15 protein-coding genes are annotated in these 16,183 nt (G+C 71.4%); 10 read left to right on the forward strand and 5 right to left on the reverse strand.

Annotation, left to right across the window (positions count from 1 at the left end; translation table 11 throughout):
* Nucleotides 1-16: 16 nt before the first annotated feature.
* Together EUA94_RS08870 and EUA94_RS08875 are read right to left on the reverse strand one after the other, a co-directional pair.
* Nucleotides 17-2,029 carry an NADPH-dependent 2,4-dienoyl-CoA reductase gene (locus EUA94_RS08870; RefSeq protein ID WP_129426513.1) on the reverse strand — a complete coding sequence of 671 codons (2,013 nt, stop codon included), beginning with the start codon at nt 2,027-2,029 and terminating at the stop codon, nt 17-19.
* Entirely contained in the window at nt 2,026-2,574 is a 549-nt protein-coding gene (locus EUA94_RS08875) for a PadR family transcriptional regulator (protein WP_129426514.1), read from the reverse strand. The genes EUA94_RS08870 and EUA94_RS08875 overlap by 4 nt, the downstream gene beginning before the upstream one ends.
* A gap of 155 nt (nt 2,575-2,729) precedes the next feature.
* Between EUA94_RS08875 and EUA94_RS08880 the strand changes: the two genes are divergently transcribed.
* The 8 genes from EUA94_RS08880 to EUA94_RS08915 all read left to right on the forward strand — a co-directional run bounded on the left by EUA94_RS08880 (nt 2,730) and on the right by EUA94_RS08915 (nt 12,446).
* The gene (locus EUA94_RS08880) at nt 2,730-3,716 is read left to right on the forward strand and encodes a type IV toxin-antitoxin system AbiEi family antitoxin domain-containing protein (protein ID WP_207210469.1); all 987 of its coding nucleotides are present in this window, start codon (nt 2,730-2,732) and stop codon (nt 3,714-3,716) included.
* An 84-nt stretch (nt 3,717-3,800) separates the two neighbouring features.
* Nucleotides 3,801-4,958 carry a CaiB/BaiF CoA transferase family protein gene (locus EUA94_RS08885; protein ID WP_129426515.1) on the forward strand — a complete coding sequence of 386 codons (1,158 nt, stop codon included), beginning with the start codon at nt 3,801-3,803 and terminating at the stop codon, nt 4,956-4,958.
* A gap of 41 nt (nt 4,959-4,999) precedes the next feature.
* Nucleotides 5,000-6,448 (forward strand): flavin-containing monooxygenase, encoded by a 1,449-nt coding sequence (locus EUA94_RS08890; protein ID WP_129426516.1) that lies wholly within the window; start codon nt 5,000-5,002, stop codon nt 6,446-6,448.
* A gap of 206 nt (nt 6,449-6,654) precedes the next feature.
* The gene (locus EUA94_RS08895) at nt 6,655-7,932 is read left to right on the forward strand and encodes an ABC transporter substrate-binding protein (RefSeq protein ID WP_242494756.1); all 1,278 of its coding nucleotides are present in this window, start codon (nt 6,655-6,657) and stop codon (nt 7,930-7,932) included.
* Between the two features lie 5 nt (nt 7,933-7,937).
* Nucleotides 7,938-8,957, forward strand: coding sequence for a carbohydrate ABC transporter permease (locus tag EUA94_RS08900; RefSeq protein WP_129426517.1), 1,020 nt, complete (start codon nt 7,938-7,940; stop codon nt 8,955-8,957).
* Nucleotides 8,954-9,772, forward strand: coding sequence for a carbohydrate ABC transporter permease (locus EUA94_RS08905; RefSeq protein WP_129426518.1), 819 nt, complete (start codon nt 8,954-8,956; stop codon nt 9,770-9,772). Before EUA94_RS08900 ends, EUA94_RS08905 begins: the two co-directional genes overlap by 4 nt.
* A complete protein-coding gene (locus tag EUA94_RS08910; protein ID WP_129426519.1) occupies nt 9,769-11,238 on the forward strand; it encodes a GH1 family beta-glucosidase in 1,470 nt (489 codons plus the stop codon). The genes EUA94_RS08905 and EUA94_RS08910 overlap by 4 nt, the downstream gene beginning before the upstream one ends.
* Nucleotides 11,239-11,411: 173 nt before the next feature.
* The gene (locus EUA94_RS08915; protein WP_242494757.1) at nt 11,412-12,446 is read left to right on the forward strand and encodes a LacI family DNA-binding transcriptional regulator; all 1,035 of its coding nucleotides are present in this window, start codon (nt 11,412-11,414) and stop codon (nt 12,444-12,446) included.
* Between the two features lie 20 nt (nt 12,447-12,466).
* Here EUA94_RS08915 and EUA94_RS08920 read toward each other — a convergent pair whose 3' ends face one another.
* From EUA94_RS08920 to EUA94_RS08930, 3 genes are read right to left on the reverse strand one after another with little or no spacing between them, the layout of a single operon-like run.
* A complete protein-coding gene (locus tag EUA94_RS08920) occupies nt 12,467-12,877 on the reverse strand; it encodes an arsenate reductase ArsC (protein WP_277986096.1) in 411 nt (136 codons plus the stop codon).
* Nucleotides 12,858-13,553: an aquaporin gene (locus EUA94_RS08925; RefSeq protein WP_129426520.1), complete on the reverse strand. Its 696-nt coding sequence runs from the start codon at nt 13,551-13,553 to the stop codon at nt 12,858-12,860. Before EUA94_RS08925 ends, EUA94_RS08920 begins: the two co-directional genes overlap by 20 nt.
* A complete protein-coding gene (locus EUA94_RS08930; protein ID WP_207210470.1) occupies nt 13,550-13,906 on the reverse strand; it encodes an ArsR/SmtB family transcription factor in 357 nt (118 codons plus the stop codon). The genes EUA94_RS08925 and EUA94_RS08930 overlap by 4 nt, the downstream gene beginning before the upstream one ends.
* A gap of 88 nt (nt 13,907-13,994) precedes the next feature.
* Between EUA94_RS08930 and EUA94_RS08935 the strand changes: the two genes are divergently transcribed.
* Together EUA94_RS08935 and EUA94_RS08940 are read left to right on the forward strand one after the other, a co-directional pair.
* On the forward strand, nt 13,995-14,408 hold the full coding sequence (locus EUA94_RS08935; protein ID WP_129426521.1) for an ArsI/CadI family heavy metal resistance metalloenzyme: 414 nt from the start codon (nt 13,995-13,997) through the stop codon (nt 14,406-14,408).
* Nucleotides 14,409-14,606: 198 nt separating this feature from the next.
* On the forward strand, nt 14,607-16,133 hold the full coding sequence (locus EUA94_RS08940) for a DEAD/DEAH box helicase (protein WP_129426522.1): 1,527 nt from the start codon (nt 14,607-14,609) through the stop codon (nt 16,131-16,133).
* Nucleotides 16,134-16,183 lie beyond the last annotated feature (50 nt).

The following is a 16,183-nucleotide window of genomic DNA, read 5'->3' on the forward strand; positions in this document are numbered from 1 at the left end:
GAACCGCCCTACCCCCTCACAACCCCGCGACGACCTCGGTCCCCTGCTTGATCGCGCGCTTTGCGTCGAGCTCCGCCGCGATGTCGGCTCCGCCGATGAGGTAGGCGTCGCGGTCGAGCCCGTCGTACAACCCGCGCACCGAGTCCTGGCCGGCGCAGACGACTACGGTGTCGACCTCGATCACGCGGGCGACACCGTCGACGGTGACGTGCAGGCCGTCGTCGTCGATGCGGTCGTAGGTCGCGCCGCTGACCTGGGTGACCTTCGACTGCTTGAGCACGGCGCGGTGCGCCCAGCCCGACGTCTTGCCGAGGCTGATGCCGATCGGCGTGGTCTTGCGCTGCACGAGGGTCACCTCGCGGGCCGGCGTACGCGGCTTGGGCTCGGTCAACCCGCCCTCGGTGAGGGCCGGGTCGCCGACGCCCCAGTGGGCCATCCAGTCGTCGAGGTCCTCGTCGGTGTGGGTGAGGAAGACGCTCACGTCGACGCCGATGCCGCCGGCACCGATCACGGCGACGCGCCTGCCGGGCACGACCGCGCCGCTCAGCACCTCGGCGTACGACGCCACGGATGCGTGGTCGATGCCGGGGATGTCCGGCATCCGGGGCTCGACGCCGGTCGCGACGACGACCTGGTCGAAGCCGGCGAGGTCCCCGGCGGTGGCCTCCGCCCCGAGGCGTACGTCCACGCCCAGCACCTCGAGGCGACGGGTGAAGTAGCGCAGCGTGTCGGCGAAGTCCTCCTTGCCGGGCACGGCCATCGCGAGCCGGAACTGGCCGCCGAGCCAGGCCGACTTCTCGAAGAGGGTCACCTCGAAGCCACGCTCCGCGGCGCTGGTCGCTGCCGCGAGGCCGGCGGGACCGGCGCCGACGACGGCGACGGTCTGCTTGCGCAGCGTCGGCATCAGGACGAGCTCGGTCTCGTGGCAGGCGCGCGGGTTGACCAGGCAGGAGGCGCGCTGGTTGGCGAAGACGTGGTCGAGGCAGGCCTGGTTGCAGGCGATGCAGGTGTTGATCTCGTCGGCGCGCTCGTCCATCGCCTTGGCGACGAAGGCCGCGTCGGCCAGCAGGGGCCGCGCCATCGACACGAGGTCGGCCTCGCCGCTCGCGAGGATGTCCTCGGCGAGCTCGGGGGTGTTGATCCGGTTGGACGCGCAGACCGGCACGTCGACGACCTGCTTGAGGCGGGCCGTGTACGACCGCCAGGCGCCGCGCGGGACCTGCGTGATGATCGTCGGGACCCGCGCCTCGTGCCAGCCGATGCCGGTGTTGAAGACAGTGACGCCGGCCGCCTGCAGGTGCAGCGCGAGCTCGGCGGTCTCCTCCCACGTCTGGCCGCCCTCCACGAGGTCGAGCAGCGAGATCCGGTAGACGATCGGGAAGTCGTCGCCGACCAGCTCGCGCGAGCGGCGTACGACCTCGACGGGGAAGTGCATCCGGCGCGCGGCCGAGCCGCCCCACTGGTCGTCGCGGTCGTTGGTGCGCGAGGCGAGGAACTGGTTGATGAGGTAGCCCTCGGAGCCCATGATCTCGACCGCGTCGTAGCCCGCCTTGCGGGCCAGGGCGACGCTCTTGGCGAAGGCGGTCGCGGTGTGGTCGACCTCCTTGGTCGACATCGCGCTGGGGCGGAACGGCGTGATCGGCGACTTCTTGTCCGACGCGCTCTGCGACAGCGGGTGGTAGCCGTAGCGGCCGGCGTGCAGCACCTGCAGCGCGATCGCGCCGCCGGCCTCGTGGACCGGGCCGGTGACCCGCTCGTGCCGCTTGGCGTGGAGCCGGTTGGTCATCTCCGAGGCGAACGGCTTGAGCCACCCGCGCTTGGTGGGGGCGTACCCGCCGGTGATGATCAGCCCGACCCCGCCGCGCGCCCGCTCCTCGAAGAACGCGGCCAGCTTGTCGATGTCCCACGGGTGGTCCTCGAGGCCGGTGTGCATCGAGCCCATCACGACGCGGTTGCGCAGGGTGAGCGCGTCGGGACCGCTGCCGAGGGTGATCGGCTCGAGCAGGTGGGGGTAGAGGGGGTGGGTCATGGTGTCGCCTCACTCATTTGGTGTGCCTGCAGGTAGTCGGTGAACCACTCGATCCAGAACCGCTCCATCCGGATGCCGCCGCGGAGGACGAGCCACTGGTCGAGCGTCGCCCCGTCGAGGGCGGCGGGGTCGGGGAACTGCTCGCGCTCCATCTGCTCGTAGTGCGCCAGCCGCGTCGCGTGGTCCGAGCGGAGGTCGGTCAGGTGGCCGGTCAGCCTGGCGCGGTCCCCGTACGACGCCCCGCGCAGCTTGACGGCGACGTCGCTGCGGAACGCCTCCATCGGCATCGGCCCGGCGAGCCAGTCGGCCAGCACCCGGCGGCCCTCGGCGGACGGCGTGTGGACGCGCTTGTCCGGACGTCCGTCCTGCTCGACCACCTCGACGGTGACCCAGCCGTCGGACTCCATCCGCGCGAGCACGCGGTAGATCTGCTGGTGGGTGGCGTGCCAGAAGAAGCCGAGCGACTTCTCGAAGCGGCGGGTGAGCTCGAGGCCGCTCGCGGGTCGCTCGCTCAGCGCGACGAGGAGGGCGTGCTCGAGGGCCATGGAGGCAGTCTGACTGACCTATGCAACGAGTTGCAATCATCGTGCCTGAGTCGAAGATCACTCGTGGGATCCACGAGCAGCCTTCGACCCTCGGTCGTCCACAGATCGCCCCGACGCGCTGGCAGCGGGCCGGTCGCCGGACGAGGGTGGTGGTCGTGACCGCCGAGCTGAGCCCGAGGACGTACGCCGACCCGGTGACCGCGCTGCTCTCCGCGCAGGACGGAGTCGTGTCACGCGCCCAGCTGGTCGACGCCGGGTGCGATCCGCACGACCTCGAGCGGATGCTCCGGCGCAAGGAGCTGTTCGTCGCGTTGCCGGGTGTCTACGTCAACCACAACGGACCGCGCTCGTGGAACCAGCGGGCGTGGGTCGCCGTGCTGGCGTGCTGGCCGGCCGCGCTCGCCGGGGCCTCGGCGCTGCGGGCCGAGAGCGGGCCCGGGCTCCGAGGGTTCGACGACAGCGCGGCGATCGAGGTCGCCGTCGACGTGTCCCGCACCGTCCGCGACAAGCCGGACGTCCGCGTACGCCGGATGGCCGGGCTGCAACCCCGATCGCGGTGGAACGCCTCGCCGCCGAGGGTTCGCTACGAGGAGGCGGTGCTCGACGTGGTGGCGGGGTTGCCGCGCGAGTGGGACGTCATCGAGGCGTGCGCGGCTGCGGTGCGTGGGCGGTGCACCACGGCGCCGCGACTGGCGAAGGCGCTCGCCGCGCGTCACCGGTTCCCGCGCAGGACCTGGCTCGCCCGGGTGCTCGCCGACGTGGCAGCCGGGACGGCCTCGGTCCTGGAGCACGGCTACCTCGACAAGGTCGAACGGGCGCACGGCCTCCCTGCCGCAGACCGCCAGCAGCCGGACCGGATCGCGGGAGGCCGGGTATACCGCGACGCCCGCTACCCGGCGTACGACCTCGACGTCGAGCTCGACGGCCGCCTCGACCACAGCGCTCTCGCCGACCGCGACAGTGACCTGGAGCGGGACCTCGACACGGCCACCCGTCGCAGACGCAGCGTCAGGCTGGGATGGGGCCAGGTCTACGACCGACCCTGCCGAACGGCAGCGCAGGTCGCCCGCCTGCTCGCGATCGGTGGCTGGGAGGGCACGCCGACTCCGTGCTCACCGACCTGCTCGGTCGGAGGCGTCTGACTCGAAGTCCGCTCGTGGATGTCACGAGCAGAGTTCGACCTAAGGGCTCGCGACCGTGACAGCACCGGTGTCATGATCGGGCGCATGACGTACGAGCTGGGGCAGGGGACCGGGCCGCTGCGGGGCGTGAAGGTGGTGGAGGTCGCCGGCATCGGGCCGGGGCCGCACGCCTGCATGATCCTGGCCGACCTCGGTGCCGACGTGATCCGGATCGACCGACCGGGTGGTGGGATGTTCGCGAGCGGGCGGGCCGACCTGCTCAACCGGGGGCGGCCGAGCGTCGCGCTCGACCTCAAGCGGCCGGCCGCGGTCGAGACGGTGCTGCGGCTCGTCGAGGGCGCCGACGTCCTGGTCGAGGGGATGCGGCCGGGCGCGATCGAGCGGCTCGGGCTCGGCCCCGAGGAGTGCCACGCGCGCAACCCGCGGCTGGTCTACGGGCGGATGACCGGCTGGGGCCAGGACGGGCCGTGGGCGCACGCCGCGGGCCACGACATGAACTACATCGCGATCACCGGAGCCCTCCACGGCCTCGGGCAGGACCGCGACCGGCCGCACTTCCCGAGCAACCTGCTCGGCGACTTCGGCGGCGGCTCGACCTACCTCGTCATCGGCATCCTCGCCGCCCTCGTCGAGGCGCGCACCAGCGGGCAGGGGCAGGTCGTCGACGCCGCGATCGTCGACGGCACCGCCCACCTCAACGCCATCGCGTCGACGTTCGCCGCGGTCGGCCTCGACACGGGACGGCGCGCGTCGGGGATGCTCGACGGCGGCACTCCCTGGTACGACGTGTACGAGACCGCCGACGGGCAGCACGTGAGCGTCGGTGCGCTCGAGCCGCAGTTCTGGAGCGCGCTCGTGGAACGCATCGGCGTCGAGCTGCCCGACCGCGACGACCCGGCCAACCATGCGACCATCCGCGGTGCCCTGACCCGCCGCTTCCGGGAGCGTACGCAGGCCGAGTGGGCCGAGGTGTTCGACGGCACCGACGCCTGCGTCGCACCCGTCGTACCCCTCTCCGATGCGCCGCACCACCCGCACCTGGCCGCGCGCGGCACCTTCGTCGAGCGCGACGGCGTCACCCAGCCGGCCCCCGCGCCGCGCTTCTCACGGACCGCGGCCACGCTGACAGCGCCGCCCGCGCTCCCCGGCGAGCAGACCCGGGAGGCCCTCGCCGCCTGGGGGATCGACGGCGTGGACGCCCTCGTCGCCGACGGCGTCGCGACGCAGTGGACTGAGGTGTAACTCATAGTTACAACTCCCACCCTCGCGCCTAGGCTGGTGGCGTGACGAAGGCCGAGCACGTGGACGTGCTGATCATCGGGGCGGGGTTGTCGGGCATCGGCGCGGCGGCCCACCTGGTCAAGGACCTGCCCGGGACGACGTACGCCGTACTCGAGCGCCGCGAGGCCAGTGGCGGCACGTGGGACCTGTTCCGCTACCCCGGCGTGCGGTCCGACTCGGACATGCACACCCTCGGCTACCGCTTCCGTCCGTGGCGCGGCCACGTGGCACTCGCCGACGGCCAGTCGATCCTCGACTACGTCCGCGACACCGCGCGCGAGTACGGCGTGGACGAGCACGTCCGCTACGGCCATCACGTCGTCTCCGCTGCGTGGGACTCGCTCACTGCGAGGTGGACCGTCACGTCCGAGGTGGCGGGCGAGACCCGCACGACAACCACCGACTTCCTCTGGGCGTGCAGCGGCTACTACGACTACGACGAGGGCTACACCCCGCACTTCGAGGGCCAGGACCGCTTCCGCGGACAGGTCGTGCACCCGCAGCACTGGCCCGCGGACCTCGACTACGCCGGCAAGCGCGTCGTCGTGGTCGGCTCCGGCGCGACCGCGGTGACCCTCGTCCCGGCGATGGCGGCAGCCGGCGCGGCCCACGTGACGATGCTCCAGCGCTCGCCGACGTACGTCATCTCGGTGCCCGGCAAGGACGCGGTCAAGAAGCGCCTCACCCAGCTGGTCGGCGAGCGGAAGTCCTACGCCGTCACCCGCTGGAAGAACATCGCCCTGCAGTCCGCGCTCTATCGCGTCAGCCGCCGCCGGCCCGACCTTGTCCGCAAGGTCGTCCGCACGACCAATGTCGCGCAGCTCCCGCCGGGCTATGCCGTCGACACCCACTTCAAGCCGGCGTACGACCCGTGGGACCAGCGGATGTGCCTGGTGCCCGACGGCGACCTGTTCACGGCGATCAGGAACGGCTCGGCCTCCGTCGTCACCGACCGGATCGCGACCTTCACCGAGACCGGGCTGGACCTGGCGTCGGGCGACCGGCTCGAGGCCGACGTCGTGGTCACGGCGACCGGCCTCAACCTCCAGGTCTTCGGGGGCACCGAGCTCACCGTGGACGGCGAGACCGTCAAGCCGCACGAGACGATGGCCTACCGCGCGATGATGCTCTCCGGCGTGCCCAACTTCGCCTTCACCATCGGCTACACCAACGCCTCGTGGACGCTGAAGGCCGACCTCGTCGCCGAGTACGTCGTCCGGCTGCTGACGCGGATGCGGTCCACCGGCTCGCGCGCGGTCGTGCCGGTGCGCGACGAGTCCGTCGCCGAGGTGCCGCTGATGGACTTCGACTCCGGCTACGTCCAGCGACTGGTGCACACGCTGCCGCGGCAGGGCACGGAGGCGCCGTGGTCGCTCAGGCAGAACTACCTGTACGACGCCCTGGCGATCCGCACAGCGTCGCTCGACGACGGCGTGCTGCACTGGCGCTGATGCGGCGCCGCAGCCTCCGTTGAGCGTGGTTGGTGGAAGCGCTCTCACAAATCTGGGACGACTTCCCAGCGTGGCATTGACACTGCCTGTGACGCGCGCCATAGTCGTGCCCGGACGAAAGTGGAAGCGCTCTCACACCCCGCTCCCGTCCACCTTCCCGGCCGGGCACCGCGCCCGGCGTTCCGCAGGACGGCAGGAGTGCAGTGGTGCAGACATCCAGGACCCGGCGAGCCCGACTCGCCACGAGCGCGCTGATGGCGCTGACCCTCGCATCGACGTTGGCCGCGTGCGGCGGCGGCGACGACGGGGGCGAGACGGCCGACGGCAAGACCAGGATCACCGTCGCGACGTTCAACGAGTTCGGCTACGAGGGACTCATCGAGGAGTACAACGAGATGCAGGACGAGGTCGTCCTGGAGCAGGTCAAGGTCGGCACCTGGGACGACGCCAAGGCCAACCTCTACACCAAGCTCGCCGCCGGCTCGGGCCTCGCCGACATCGAGGCCATCGAGGGCGACGCCATCGCAGCGGTGCTCGCCGAGAGCGATGCCTTCGCCGACCTGAGCGACCCTGAGCTCGACGGTCGCTGGCTGGACTTCGTCGCGGAGAAGGGCACCAACGCCGATGGCCAGATGATCGGCTACGGCACGGACGTCGGCCCCGAGGGGATCTGCTACCGCGCCGACCTGTTCGAGAAGGCGGGCCTGCCCACCGACCGCGACGAGGTGGCGGCGATGCTCGGCACCTGGGACGACTACTTCGCCGCCGGTGAGAAGTTCGTCGCCAAGGTGCCCGACACCGCGTGGTACGACTCGTCCGGCGCCCTCGGCCAGGCGATGCTCAACCAGGTCGCGAACCCGTTCGAGGCTGACGACGACACTATCGAGACCGACAACCCCGACCTCGAGGCCGTGTGGGACGACGTCACCGGGAACTCCGACACGCTGTCCACCCAGCTGGCCCAGTGGGGCGACGACTGGACCGCCTCGTTCCAGAACGACGGCTTTGCCACGACCTTCTGCCCCGGCTGGATGCTCGGCATCATCGAGGGCAACGCCGAGGGCGTCGAGGGCTGGGACATCGCCGACGTCTTCCCCGGCGGCGGCGGCAACTGGGGCGGGTCCTACCTGACCGTCCCCGCCCAGGGCGACAACATCGACAAGGCCACGGAGATCGCTGCCTGGCTCTCCGCCCCGGAGCAGCAGGCCAAGGCGTTCGCTGCGAAGGGCACGTTCCCGAGCCAGGTCGATGCACTGGCCGCCCCCGAGATCGTCGACGCGGTCAACCCGTTCTTCAACGACGCGGAGATCGGCCAGATCCTGGCCAACCGGGCCCAGGCCGTGACGGTGCAGCCCTACAAGGGACCCAAGTACTCCGACATCCTGACGGCCTTCCAGGCCGCCGTGCTGCGGGTCGACGAGGGCGCCCAGGAGCCCGACGAGTCGTGGGAGCAGTTCCAGGCCGACGTGGCAGCGCTGGGCTGAGACCCTTGTCGCAGCGGACTCTCGACCCCGCCGGGGCCCGGGACGGGGAGGCCATCGCCTCCCCGCCCCGGGCGGGTCGTCCCCCCGGTCCGGCGCCGGCCGCCCCGCGCCCGTGGCGTGAGCGCCGCGCGGCGTGGGACGCCCGCCTCGCGCCGTACCTCTATGTCTCGCCGTTCTTCCTGGTGTTCGCGGTGGTGGGGGCGTTCCCCCTCGTCTACACCGCGTACGTCTCGGTCCACGACTGGAGCCTGCTGGGCGGCAAGGGCGACTTCGTCGGGTTCCAGAACTACCGCGACGTGTGGGCCAACCCGTACTTCTCCAAGCATGTCGTCAACACGCTGAGCATCTTCGTGCTCTCGTCGGTGCCCCAGGTCGTCGTCGCAGTGGTCCTCGCCGGCCTGCTCGACAACCAGCTGCGCGGCCGGACCTGGTGGCGGATGAGCATCCTGCTCCCGTTCGTGGTCTCCCCGGTCGCCGTCGCGATCATCTTCGGCAGCGTCTTCGGTGACCGTTACGGCCTGCTCAACGAGCTGCTCGGCACCGTGGGGATCGGTCCCATCGCCTGGCACACCGACCGGCTGGCCAGCCACGTGGCGATCGCCACCATGGTCAACTGGCGCTGGACCGGCTTCAACGCCCTGATCTTCCTCGCCGCGATGCAGGCGGTGCCGCGCGACCTCTACGAGTCGGCGGCGCTCGACGGCGCGAGCCGCGTACGACAGTTCCTCGCGATCACGCTGCCGATGATCCGCCCGACGATGATCTTCGTCGTCATCACCTCGACGATCGGCGGGCTGCAGATCTTCGCCGAGCCGCGGCTGTTCGACGAGACGACCGCCCGCAACGGCGGCAGCGACCGGCAGTTCGGCACCATCACGATGCTGGTCTACGACTTCGGCTGGCAGCTGCGCGATCTCGGCCGCGCCTCGGCGACCGCGTGGATGCTCTTCGTGCTGATCATGCTGATCGCGCTGGTCAACCTCGTGCTGATGAAGCGCATCGGCAGCCTGGCGGGTGAGCGATGACCCGGCGTCCCGGCTTCCTCGTGTACGGCCTGCTCGCGGCCTTCGTCGTCGGCTCGGCCGCGCCGTTCTACTGGTCCTTCCTGCTCGGCTCGCACACCGCGCAGGTGGCGGCCCAGGGCGTGCCGCCACTGCTCCCCGGCGGTCACTTCCTCGACAACGCGAGCCGGGTGATGGACACCGTCCCGTTCTGGAAGGCCCTCGGCAACAGCGTGCTGGTGTCGTCGGTCTGCGCCACCTCGACGGTCGTCTTCGGCACGCTGGCCGGGTACGCCTTTGCCAAGCTGCGGTTCCGCGGCCGGTCCGCCCTGCTGGCCGGCGTCGTGGCCACCATGGCGGTGCCCACCCAGCTCGGCATCGTGCCGCTCTTCATCGTGATGTCGAAGCTCGGCTGGACCGGCACCACATGGTCGATCATCGTGCCCACCCTGGTCACCGCCTTCGGGGTCTTCTTCATGCGTCAGTACCTCGTCGACGCCGTGCCCGACGAGCTGATCGAGGCCGCGCGGATGGACGGGTGCTCGCAGATCCGGGTCGTGTGGCACGTGGTGGCCCCGGCCGCCCGGCCGGCTGCGGCGATCCTCTGGCTCTTCACCTTCATGGCCACCTGGACCGACTTCTTCTGGCCCTTCATCGCCCTGCCCGCCGACAACCCGACGGTCCAGGTCGCGCTCAACCAGCTGCAGAGCGGGTTCTTCAAGGACTACAGCCTGGTCCTCACCGGAGCCACGCTGGCCACCGTGCCGCTGCTGATCCTGTTCGTCCTCACCGGCCGCCAGCTGGTCGCCGGCATCATGCAAGGAGCAGTCAAGGGATGAGTGTCCAGAGCAAGGTCGAGCCGGCGCGCACCGCTGCGACCACCGCGCGCTTCCCCAGCGACTTCGTGTGGGGCATGGCCACCGCGTCCTACCAGATCGAGGGGGCCGTCGCGGAGGACGGACGTACGCCCTCGATCTGGGACACCTTCTCCCGGGTCCCCGGCGCCGTGCTGGGCGGGGACACCGGCGAGGTCGCCTGCGACCACTACCACCGGATGCCGGCCGACGTGGATCTCCTCGCCGATCTCGGCGCCACGTCGTACCGCTTCTCGGTGGCGTGGCCGCGGGTGCGTCCGGACGCCGGTCCGGTCAATGCGACCGGACTGGCGTTCTACGACCGGCTCGTCGACGCGCTGCTCGCGCGCGGCATCGCGCCCTGGCTGACGCTCTACCACTGGGACCTGCCGCAGATCCTCGAGGACGCGGGCGGCTGGACGAACCGCGACACCGCGCACCGATTCGTCGAGTACGCCACCGCGGTGCACGACGTGCTCGGCGACCGGGTGCCGACCTGGACGACCCTCAACGAGCCCTGGTGCTCGGCCTTCCTCGGCTACTCCGCCGGGCACCACGCCCCGGGGCGGCAGGAAGGCGCGGCCGGTCTCGTCGCTGCGCACCACCTGCTGCTCGCCCACGGGATGGCGACCCAGGAGCTGCGCAGCCGCGGCGCCGACCGCCTCGGGATCAGCCTCAACCTGACGGTGCCCGACCCCAGCGACCCCACCGACCCGGTGGACGTCGACGCCGCGCGGCGGATCGACGCGCTGCACAACCGCGTGTTCCTCGACCCGATCTTCCGGGGTGCCTATCCCGCCGACCTGCTCGACGACACCGCCGGCCTGCTCTGGCAGGGCGGCGACTGGTACGACGTCGTACGCGCCGGAGACCTCGACGCCATTGCCGCGCCGATCGACGTGCTCGGGGTGAACTACTACCACGGCAACGAGGTGTCGGGTCACCCGCGCACGGACGTCGTCGGCATCGGCGCCGACCACCCCGACCGGGTGGCGCTCTCGCCGTTCGTCGGCTCCGAGCACGTCACCTTCCCCAGTCGCGGCCTGCCCGTCACCGACATGGGATGGGAGATCCAGCCCGACGGCCTGCACCGGCTGCTCCGTCGCCTGCACGACGACTACCCGCGCCTGCCGATCTACCTCACCGAGACCGGCGCCGCGTTCGCCGACGTGCCCGACGAGGACGGCGAGGTGCACGACCCCGACCGGATCGCGTTCCTGGACTCGTATCTGCGCGCGGTGCACCTCGCCCTCGAGGACGGCGTCGACGTGGGCGGCTTCTTCCACTGGTCGTTCTGCGACAACTTCGAGTGGGCCTTCGGCTATGCCAAGCGCTTCGGGCTGGTCCACGTCGACTACGCGACACAGCGGCGTACGCCCAAGGCGAGCGCGCGGTGGTACGCCGAGCTCTCGCGCACCGGCACCCTGCCCACGTACGACCCGATGGACTGAGCCATGGCCTTCGATCTGGTTGCCTGCTACGCGCCGCCCGGACACGCACGCTGGCTGCGTTGTCGTCAGTCGCCATGGCTCCGCCATGTCTCCCTCCTCCGCCTTGCCATCGCACGCGCCGAACGGCGCTCGCGACGGCCCCAGCTCGAAGGACATGGCCTAGCGTGGCGCGCGTGAGCAGCCCGCGGCCCCCGTCGAGCGCTGGCTCGCCCACCCTCGACGAGGTCGCGCGGGTCGCGGGCGTCTCGAGGGCGACGGCGTCGCGCGCCATCAACGGTGGCGAGCGGGTCAGCGCCCGCGCGCAGTCGGCGGTGGACGAGGCTGTACGCACCCTGGGCTACGTCCCCAACCCGGCGGCCCGCAGCCTGGTCACCCGGCGCACCGACTCGATCGCCGTCGTCGTGCCCGAGCCCGACGACCGCGTCTTCTCCGACCCCTTCTTCGCCGGCACGCTGCGCGGCGTCACGCGGGTGCTGGGGGAGCGCGACATCCAGCTCGTGCTGCTGCTCGCCCGTCCCGGCCCGTCCGCCACGCGCGCGCTGCGCTACCTCAACGGCCGCCACGTCGACGGGGCGCTCGTGGTCTCCCACCACCGCGATGACCGACTCGCCGAGCACCTCGCCGACCTCGGCCTGCCCTGCGTCTTCGGTGGCCGGCCGTGGACCGGCGGCGACCGCGTGGCCTACGTCGACGTCGACAACGCGCTCGGCGAGCGTGAGGCCACCGAGCTGCTGATCGCGCGCGGCTGCACCCGCATCGGCACGATCGCCGGGCCCTCCGACATGACGGCGTCGGCCGACCGGCTCGCAGGATGGCGTCAGGCGATCGCCGCGGCCGGACTGTCGGACGCGGCGGTGGAGCACGGGGACTTCACCGAGGCGAGCGGCGTCGTCGCGGCCCGCAGCCTGATGGAGCGCCACCCCGACCTCGACGGCCTCGTCGTCGCCTCCGACCTCATGGCCGCCGGTGCACTACGGGTGCTCGCCGAGCTCGGCCGCCGGGTGCCCGACGACATCGCCGTTGTCGGGTTCGACGACCTCGGCGTCGCCGAACGGACCACGCCCCAGCTCACGACGGTGCGCCAGCCCGTCGAGGAGATGGCCGAGCGGGCGACCCGCCTGCTGATCGAGCGCGTCGACGCCGTCCACGGCAGCCACCCGATGCGGGTGATCATCCCGCCGACGCTCGTCCGCCGCGACAGCGCCTGAGCGCCGAACGCGACAAGGGCTCAGCCGAGCGAGGCGATGAGTGCCTCGACGCGGCCGCGGATCTCGTCGCGGATGGGGCGTACGGACTCGAGGCCCTGCCCGGCGGGGTCGTCGAGCTTCCAGTCCTCGTAGCGCTTGCCGGGGTAGAACGGGCAGGCGTCGCCGCAGCCCATCGTGATCACGACGTCGGAGGCCTGCACGGCGCTGTCGCTGAGCAGCTTGGGCTGCTGCGCCGCGATGTCGATGCCGACCTCGGCCATCGCCTCGACCGCGATGGGGTTGATGGTGCCGGCCGGCGCGGAGCCGGCCGACAGCACCTCGACGCCGTCTCCGGCGAGGTGGCGCAGCCAGCCGGCGGCCATCTGGGAGCGGCCGGCGTTGTGCACGCAGACGAACAGGACGGTCGGCTTCTCAGCCAGTGCGTTGGTCAAGGGGTGCCTCCAGGGGTGAGGGGGTCGGGTGCAGCACGCGCAGCAGGCCGAGGGCGAGCCCGCCGCCGACGAGCTGCATGAGGACGAACATCGGCACCGACGCGGGGCTGATCCCCGCGAACGTGTCGGACAGGGTGCGGGCGATCGTCACCGCGGGGTTGGCGAAGCTGGTCGACGAGGTGAACCAGTACGCCGCGACGATCCAGCCGGCCACGGCCCACGCGATCGCGTCCGTACGCCCGGCGCGGACGCAGCCGAAGATCACGAGCAGCAGCCCGAGGGTCGCCACGACCTCACCGGTCCAGATGCCGGCGCCGGTGCGGTCGTGCGTGGAGATGCTGACCGCGTCGAGGTCGAACATCACGTTGGCGAGCACCGCGCCGATCGCACCGCCGACGACCTGGGCAGCGACGAGCACCGCGGCCGCGGACGGTGGCACCAGCCGCAGGACGACCTCGGCGAGCGTCACGACCGGGTTGAAGGCGGCCGACACCGGCTGGAGCGACACGATGAGCGCGACGAGGGCGGCGCCGGTCGCGACCGAGTTGGCCAGCAGCTGGAGCGCGACGTCGTCGGTGAGGTTGGTGGCCATCACGCCCGAACCGACGACGGTGGCGACGAGCAGCGCCGTGCCCACCAGCTCTGCGGTCGCGCGGGCAGCCAGGGACGGGGTCATACGCCCCCACCGATGAGGGCGGCCACGTCGGCCAGCACCTCGCGGCGTACGGCGTAGTAGACCCACACGCCACGCTTGGTGCGGTCGAGCAGGCCGGCGTCGTGCAGCACCTTGAGGTGGTGGCTGATGGTCGGCTGCGAGAGGTCGAAGGCGTCGTTGAGGTCGCACACACACGCCTCGCCGCCCTCGCTCGCCGCGACGATGGACACGAGCCGGAGGCGGACCGGGTCGGCGAGGGCCTTGAGCAGCGGGGCGACGCGCTCGGCCTGGTCGGTGGACAGCGGCTCGCGCAGCAGAGGCGAGCAGCAGGCGGCCGTCTCGACCGGGGTGAGGGTGAGCTGAGACTTCGACACAGATCAATATTGACAGATGTCGATGTCTGGTGCAATCTCAACACATCGACAACCATCGATATGGCCATCCTGATGAACGGAGCAACCCATGTCCCGCCTGCAGCTCGCCCTCAACGTCGACGACCTCGAGGCGTCGATCGCGTTCTACTCCGCACTCTTCGGCGCCGAGCCCCACAAGCTCCGCCCGGGCTACGCCAACTTCGCGATCGCCCAGCCGCCGCTCAAGCTCGTGCTGATCGAGAACCCCGGCAAGGGCGGCAGCGTCAACCACCTCGGCGTCGAGGTCGAGGACGTGGACACCGTCGACACCGAGCTCACCCGCCTGGCCGCGGCCGGCTTCGCGACGACCGAGGAGCGCGACACCACGTGCTGCTACGCCAAGCAGGACAAGTTCTGGGTGCAGGGCACGCCCGACGGCGAGCGCTGGGAGGTCTACACGATCACCGACGACCTGACCGACGTGGTGATCGAGGAGTCCCGCGAGCACCTGACGGGCCCCTGAGTCCGGGCTCACACTGCAAAGGATTCACCGGAACACCACCCGTCCCGCTAGTGTTGACGCAGAAGTCGCCCGGCCGGTCTTGCCCCGGGCGCAGGTCGTCGCTCGAGCAGTGACACCCTTCCTCAGTTCCTTGAGGCACGTACGCCGCAGCACATACAGCGGCTCACGGTGGCGAGACGCCAACCGAAAGCTACTCACATGAACTTCGCCGAACTCGGCGTGCCCGCTTCGCTTGCCCAGATCCTGGAGCAGCAGGGCATCACCACTCCCACTCCCATCCAGGCCGCGACGCTGCCCGACAGCCTCGCCGGCCGCGACGTCCTCGGCCGTGGCCGCACCGGCTCCGGCAAGACGTACGCCTTCCTCCTTCCGCTGGTCGCCCGCCTCGACGCGAGCAAGATGCCGGCCATGCCGCGCAAGCCGCGCGCGCTGATCCTGGCGCCGACCCGCGAGCTCGTCGGCCAGATCCACGCCGCGCTGCAGCCGCTGGCTCGCGCTGCCGGTCTGTCGTCCGTCGTCATCTACGGCGGCGTCGGCCAGAACCCGCAGACGACCGCGCTCAAGAAGGGCGTCGACATCGTCATCGCCTGCCCCGGCCGGCTCGAGGACCTCATGGGCCAGGGCTACGCCGACCTGTCCGCCATCGAGGTCACCATCCTCGACGAGGCCGACCACATGGCCGACCTCGGCTTCCTGCCCGGCGTACGCCGGATCATGGACAAGACGCCCCGTCAGGGCCAGCGGATGCTGTTCTCCGCGACCCTCGACAAGGCGATCGACGTCCTGGTCAAGCGCTACCTCGACCAGCCGAAGACCCACGAGGCCGACTCGGCCCAGTCGCCGGTCGCGACCATGCACCACCACGTGCTGCACCTCAGCCGCGAGCAGCGCGTCCCCGTGCTCGTCGACCTGACCAGCGCTCCCGGCCGTACGGTCGTCTTCACCCGCACCAAGCACGGCGCCAAGGCCCTGGCCCGCCAGCTCAACAAGAGCGGCGTGCCGACCGTTGACCTGCACGGCAACCTGTCGCAGAACGCGCGCACCCGCAACATGGAGGCGTTCCACTCCGGCACCGCCACCACGCTGGTCGCGACCGACATCGCCGCCCGCGGCATCCATGTCGACGACGTCGCGCTCGTGATCCACGCCGACCCGCCGACCGAGCACAAGGCCTATCTGCACCGCTCCGGACGTACGGCCCGCGCGGGCAACGAGGGCACCGTCATCACCCTCATGACCGACGAGCAGGTCCGCGACGTGCGCGACCTGACCCGTCTGGCCGGCATCAAGCCGACCACCACCAAGGTCAGCGGTCCCGGCCACGCGATGCTCGAGCAGCTCGCCCCCGGTGAGCGCAGCACGCCCGGCGGCCTCACGATCGACGTCCCGACGTCGACCGGCGGCGGTGGCCGCTCGAACGGCGCCAACGCCCAGCGCAAGCGCGCCCGCAGCACCGGCCAGACCAACGGCCAGTCGCGTCGGGGCAACCCGACCAGCTACACCAGCGAGACCCCCGGCTCCGGCTCGGGCTCGACCGGTGGCGGCCAGCGTCGTCGCTCCGGCGGCGGCTCGACCGGCGGCGGTCAGGGCGGTGCCCAGGGTGGCGGCCAGGGCCAGGGCGGTGGCGGCAACCGCCGGCGTCGCTCCGGTGGCGGCGGCCAGTCGGCCGGCACCTCGACCGGCGGTCGCGCGCACAGCGCGTCGTCGTTCAGCCGCGGTCGCTGACACTTCTCGAACGAGTCCTTGCCCTTGAGTCTCCTGGAGACTCAAGGGCA

The sequence above is a fragment of the Nocardioides zhouii genome, assembly GCF_004137345.1.
Lineage (GTDB): Bacteria > Actinomycetota > Actinomycetes > Propionibacteriales > Nocardioidaceae > Nocardioides > Nocardioides zhouii.

Coding starts and splice junctions, on each gene's coding strand:
- EUA94_RS08935 (WP_129426521.1), top strand. CDS start 13,995: ATGTCCCGCCTGCAGCTCGCCCTCAACGTCGACGACCTCGAGGCGTCG.
- EUA94_RS08885 (WP_129426515.1), top strand. CDS start 3,801: ATGACGTACGAGCTGGGGCAGGGGACCGGGCCGCTGCGGGGCGTGAAG.
- EUA94_RS08910 (WP_129426519.1), top strand. CDS start 9,769: ATGAGTGTCCAGAGCAAGGTCGAGCCGGCGCGCACCGCTGCGACCACC.
- EUA94_RS08925 (WP_129426520.1), bottom strand. CDS start 13,553: ATGACCCCGTCCCTGGCTGCCCGCGCGACCGCAGAGCTGGTGGGCACG.
- EUA94_RS08940 (WP_129426522.1), top strand. CDS start 14,607: ATGAACTTCGCCGAACTCGGCGTGCCCGCTTCGCTTGCCCAGATCCTG.
- EUA94_RS08905 (WP_129426518.1), top strand. CDS start 8,954: ATGACCCGGCGTCCCGGCTTCCTCGTGTACGGCCTGCTCGCGGCCTTC.
- EUA94_RS08870 (WP_129426513.1), bottom strand. CDS start 2,029: ATGACCCACCCCCTCTACCCCCACCTGCTCGAGCCGATCACCCTCGGC.
- EUA94_RS08875 (WP_129426514.1), bottom strand. CDS start 2,574: ATGGCCCTCGAGCACGCCCTCCTCGTCGCGCTGAGCGAGCGACCCGCG.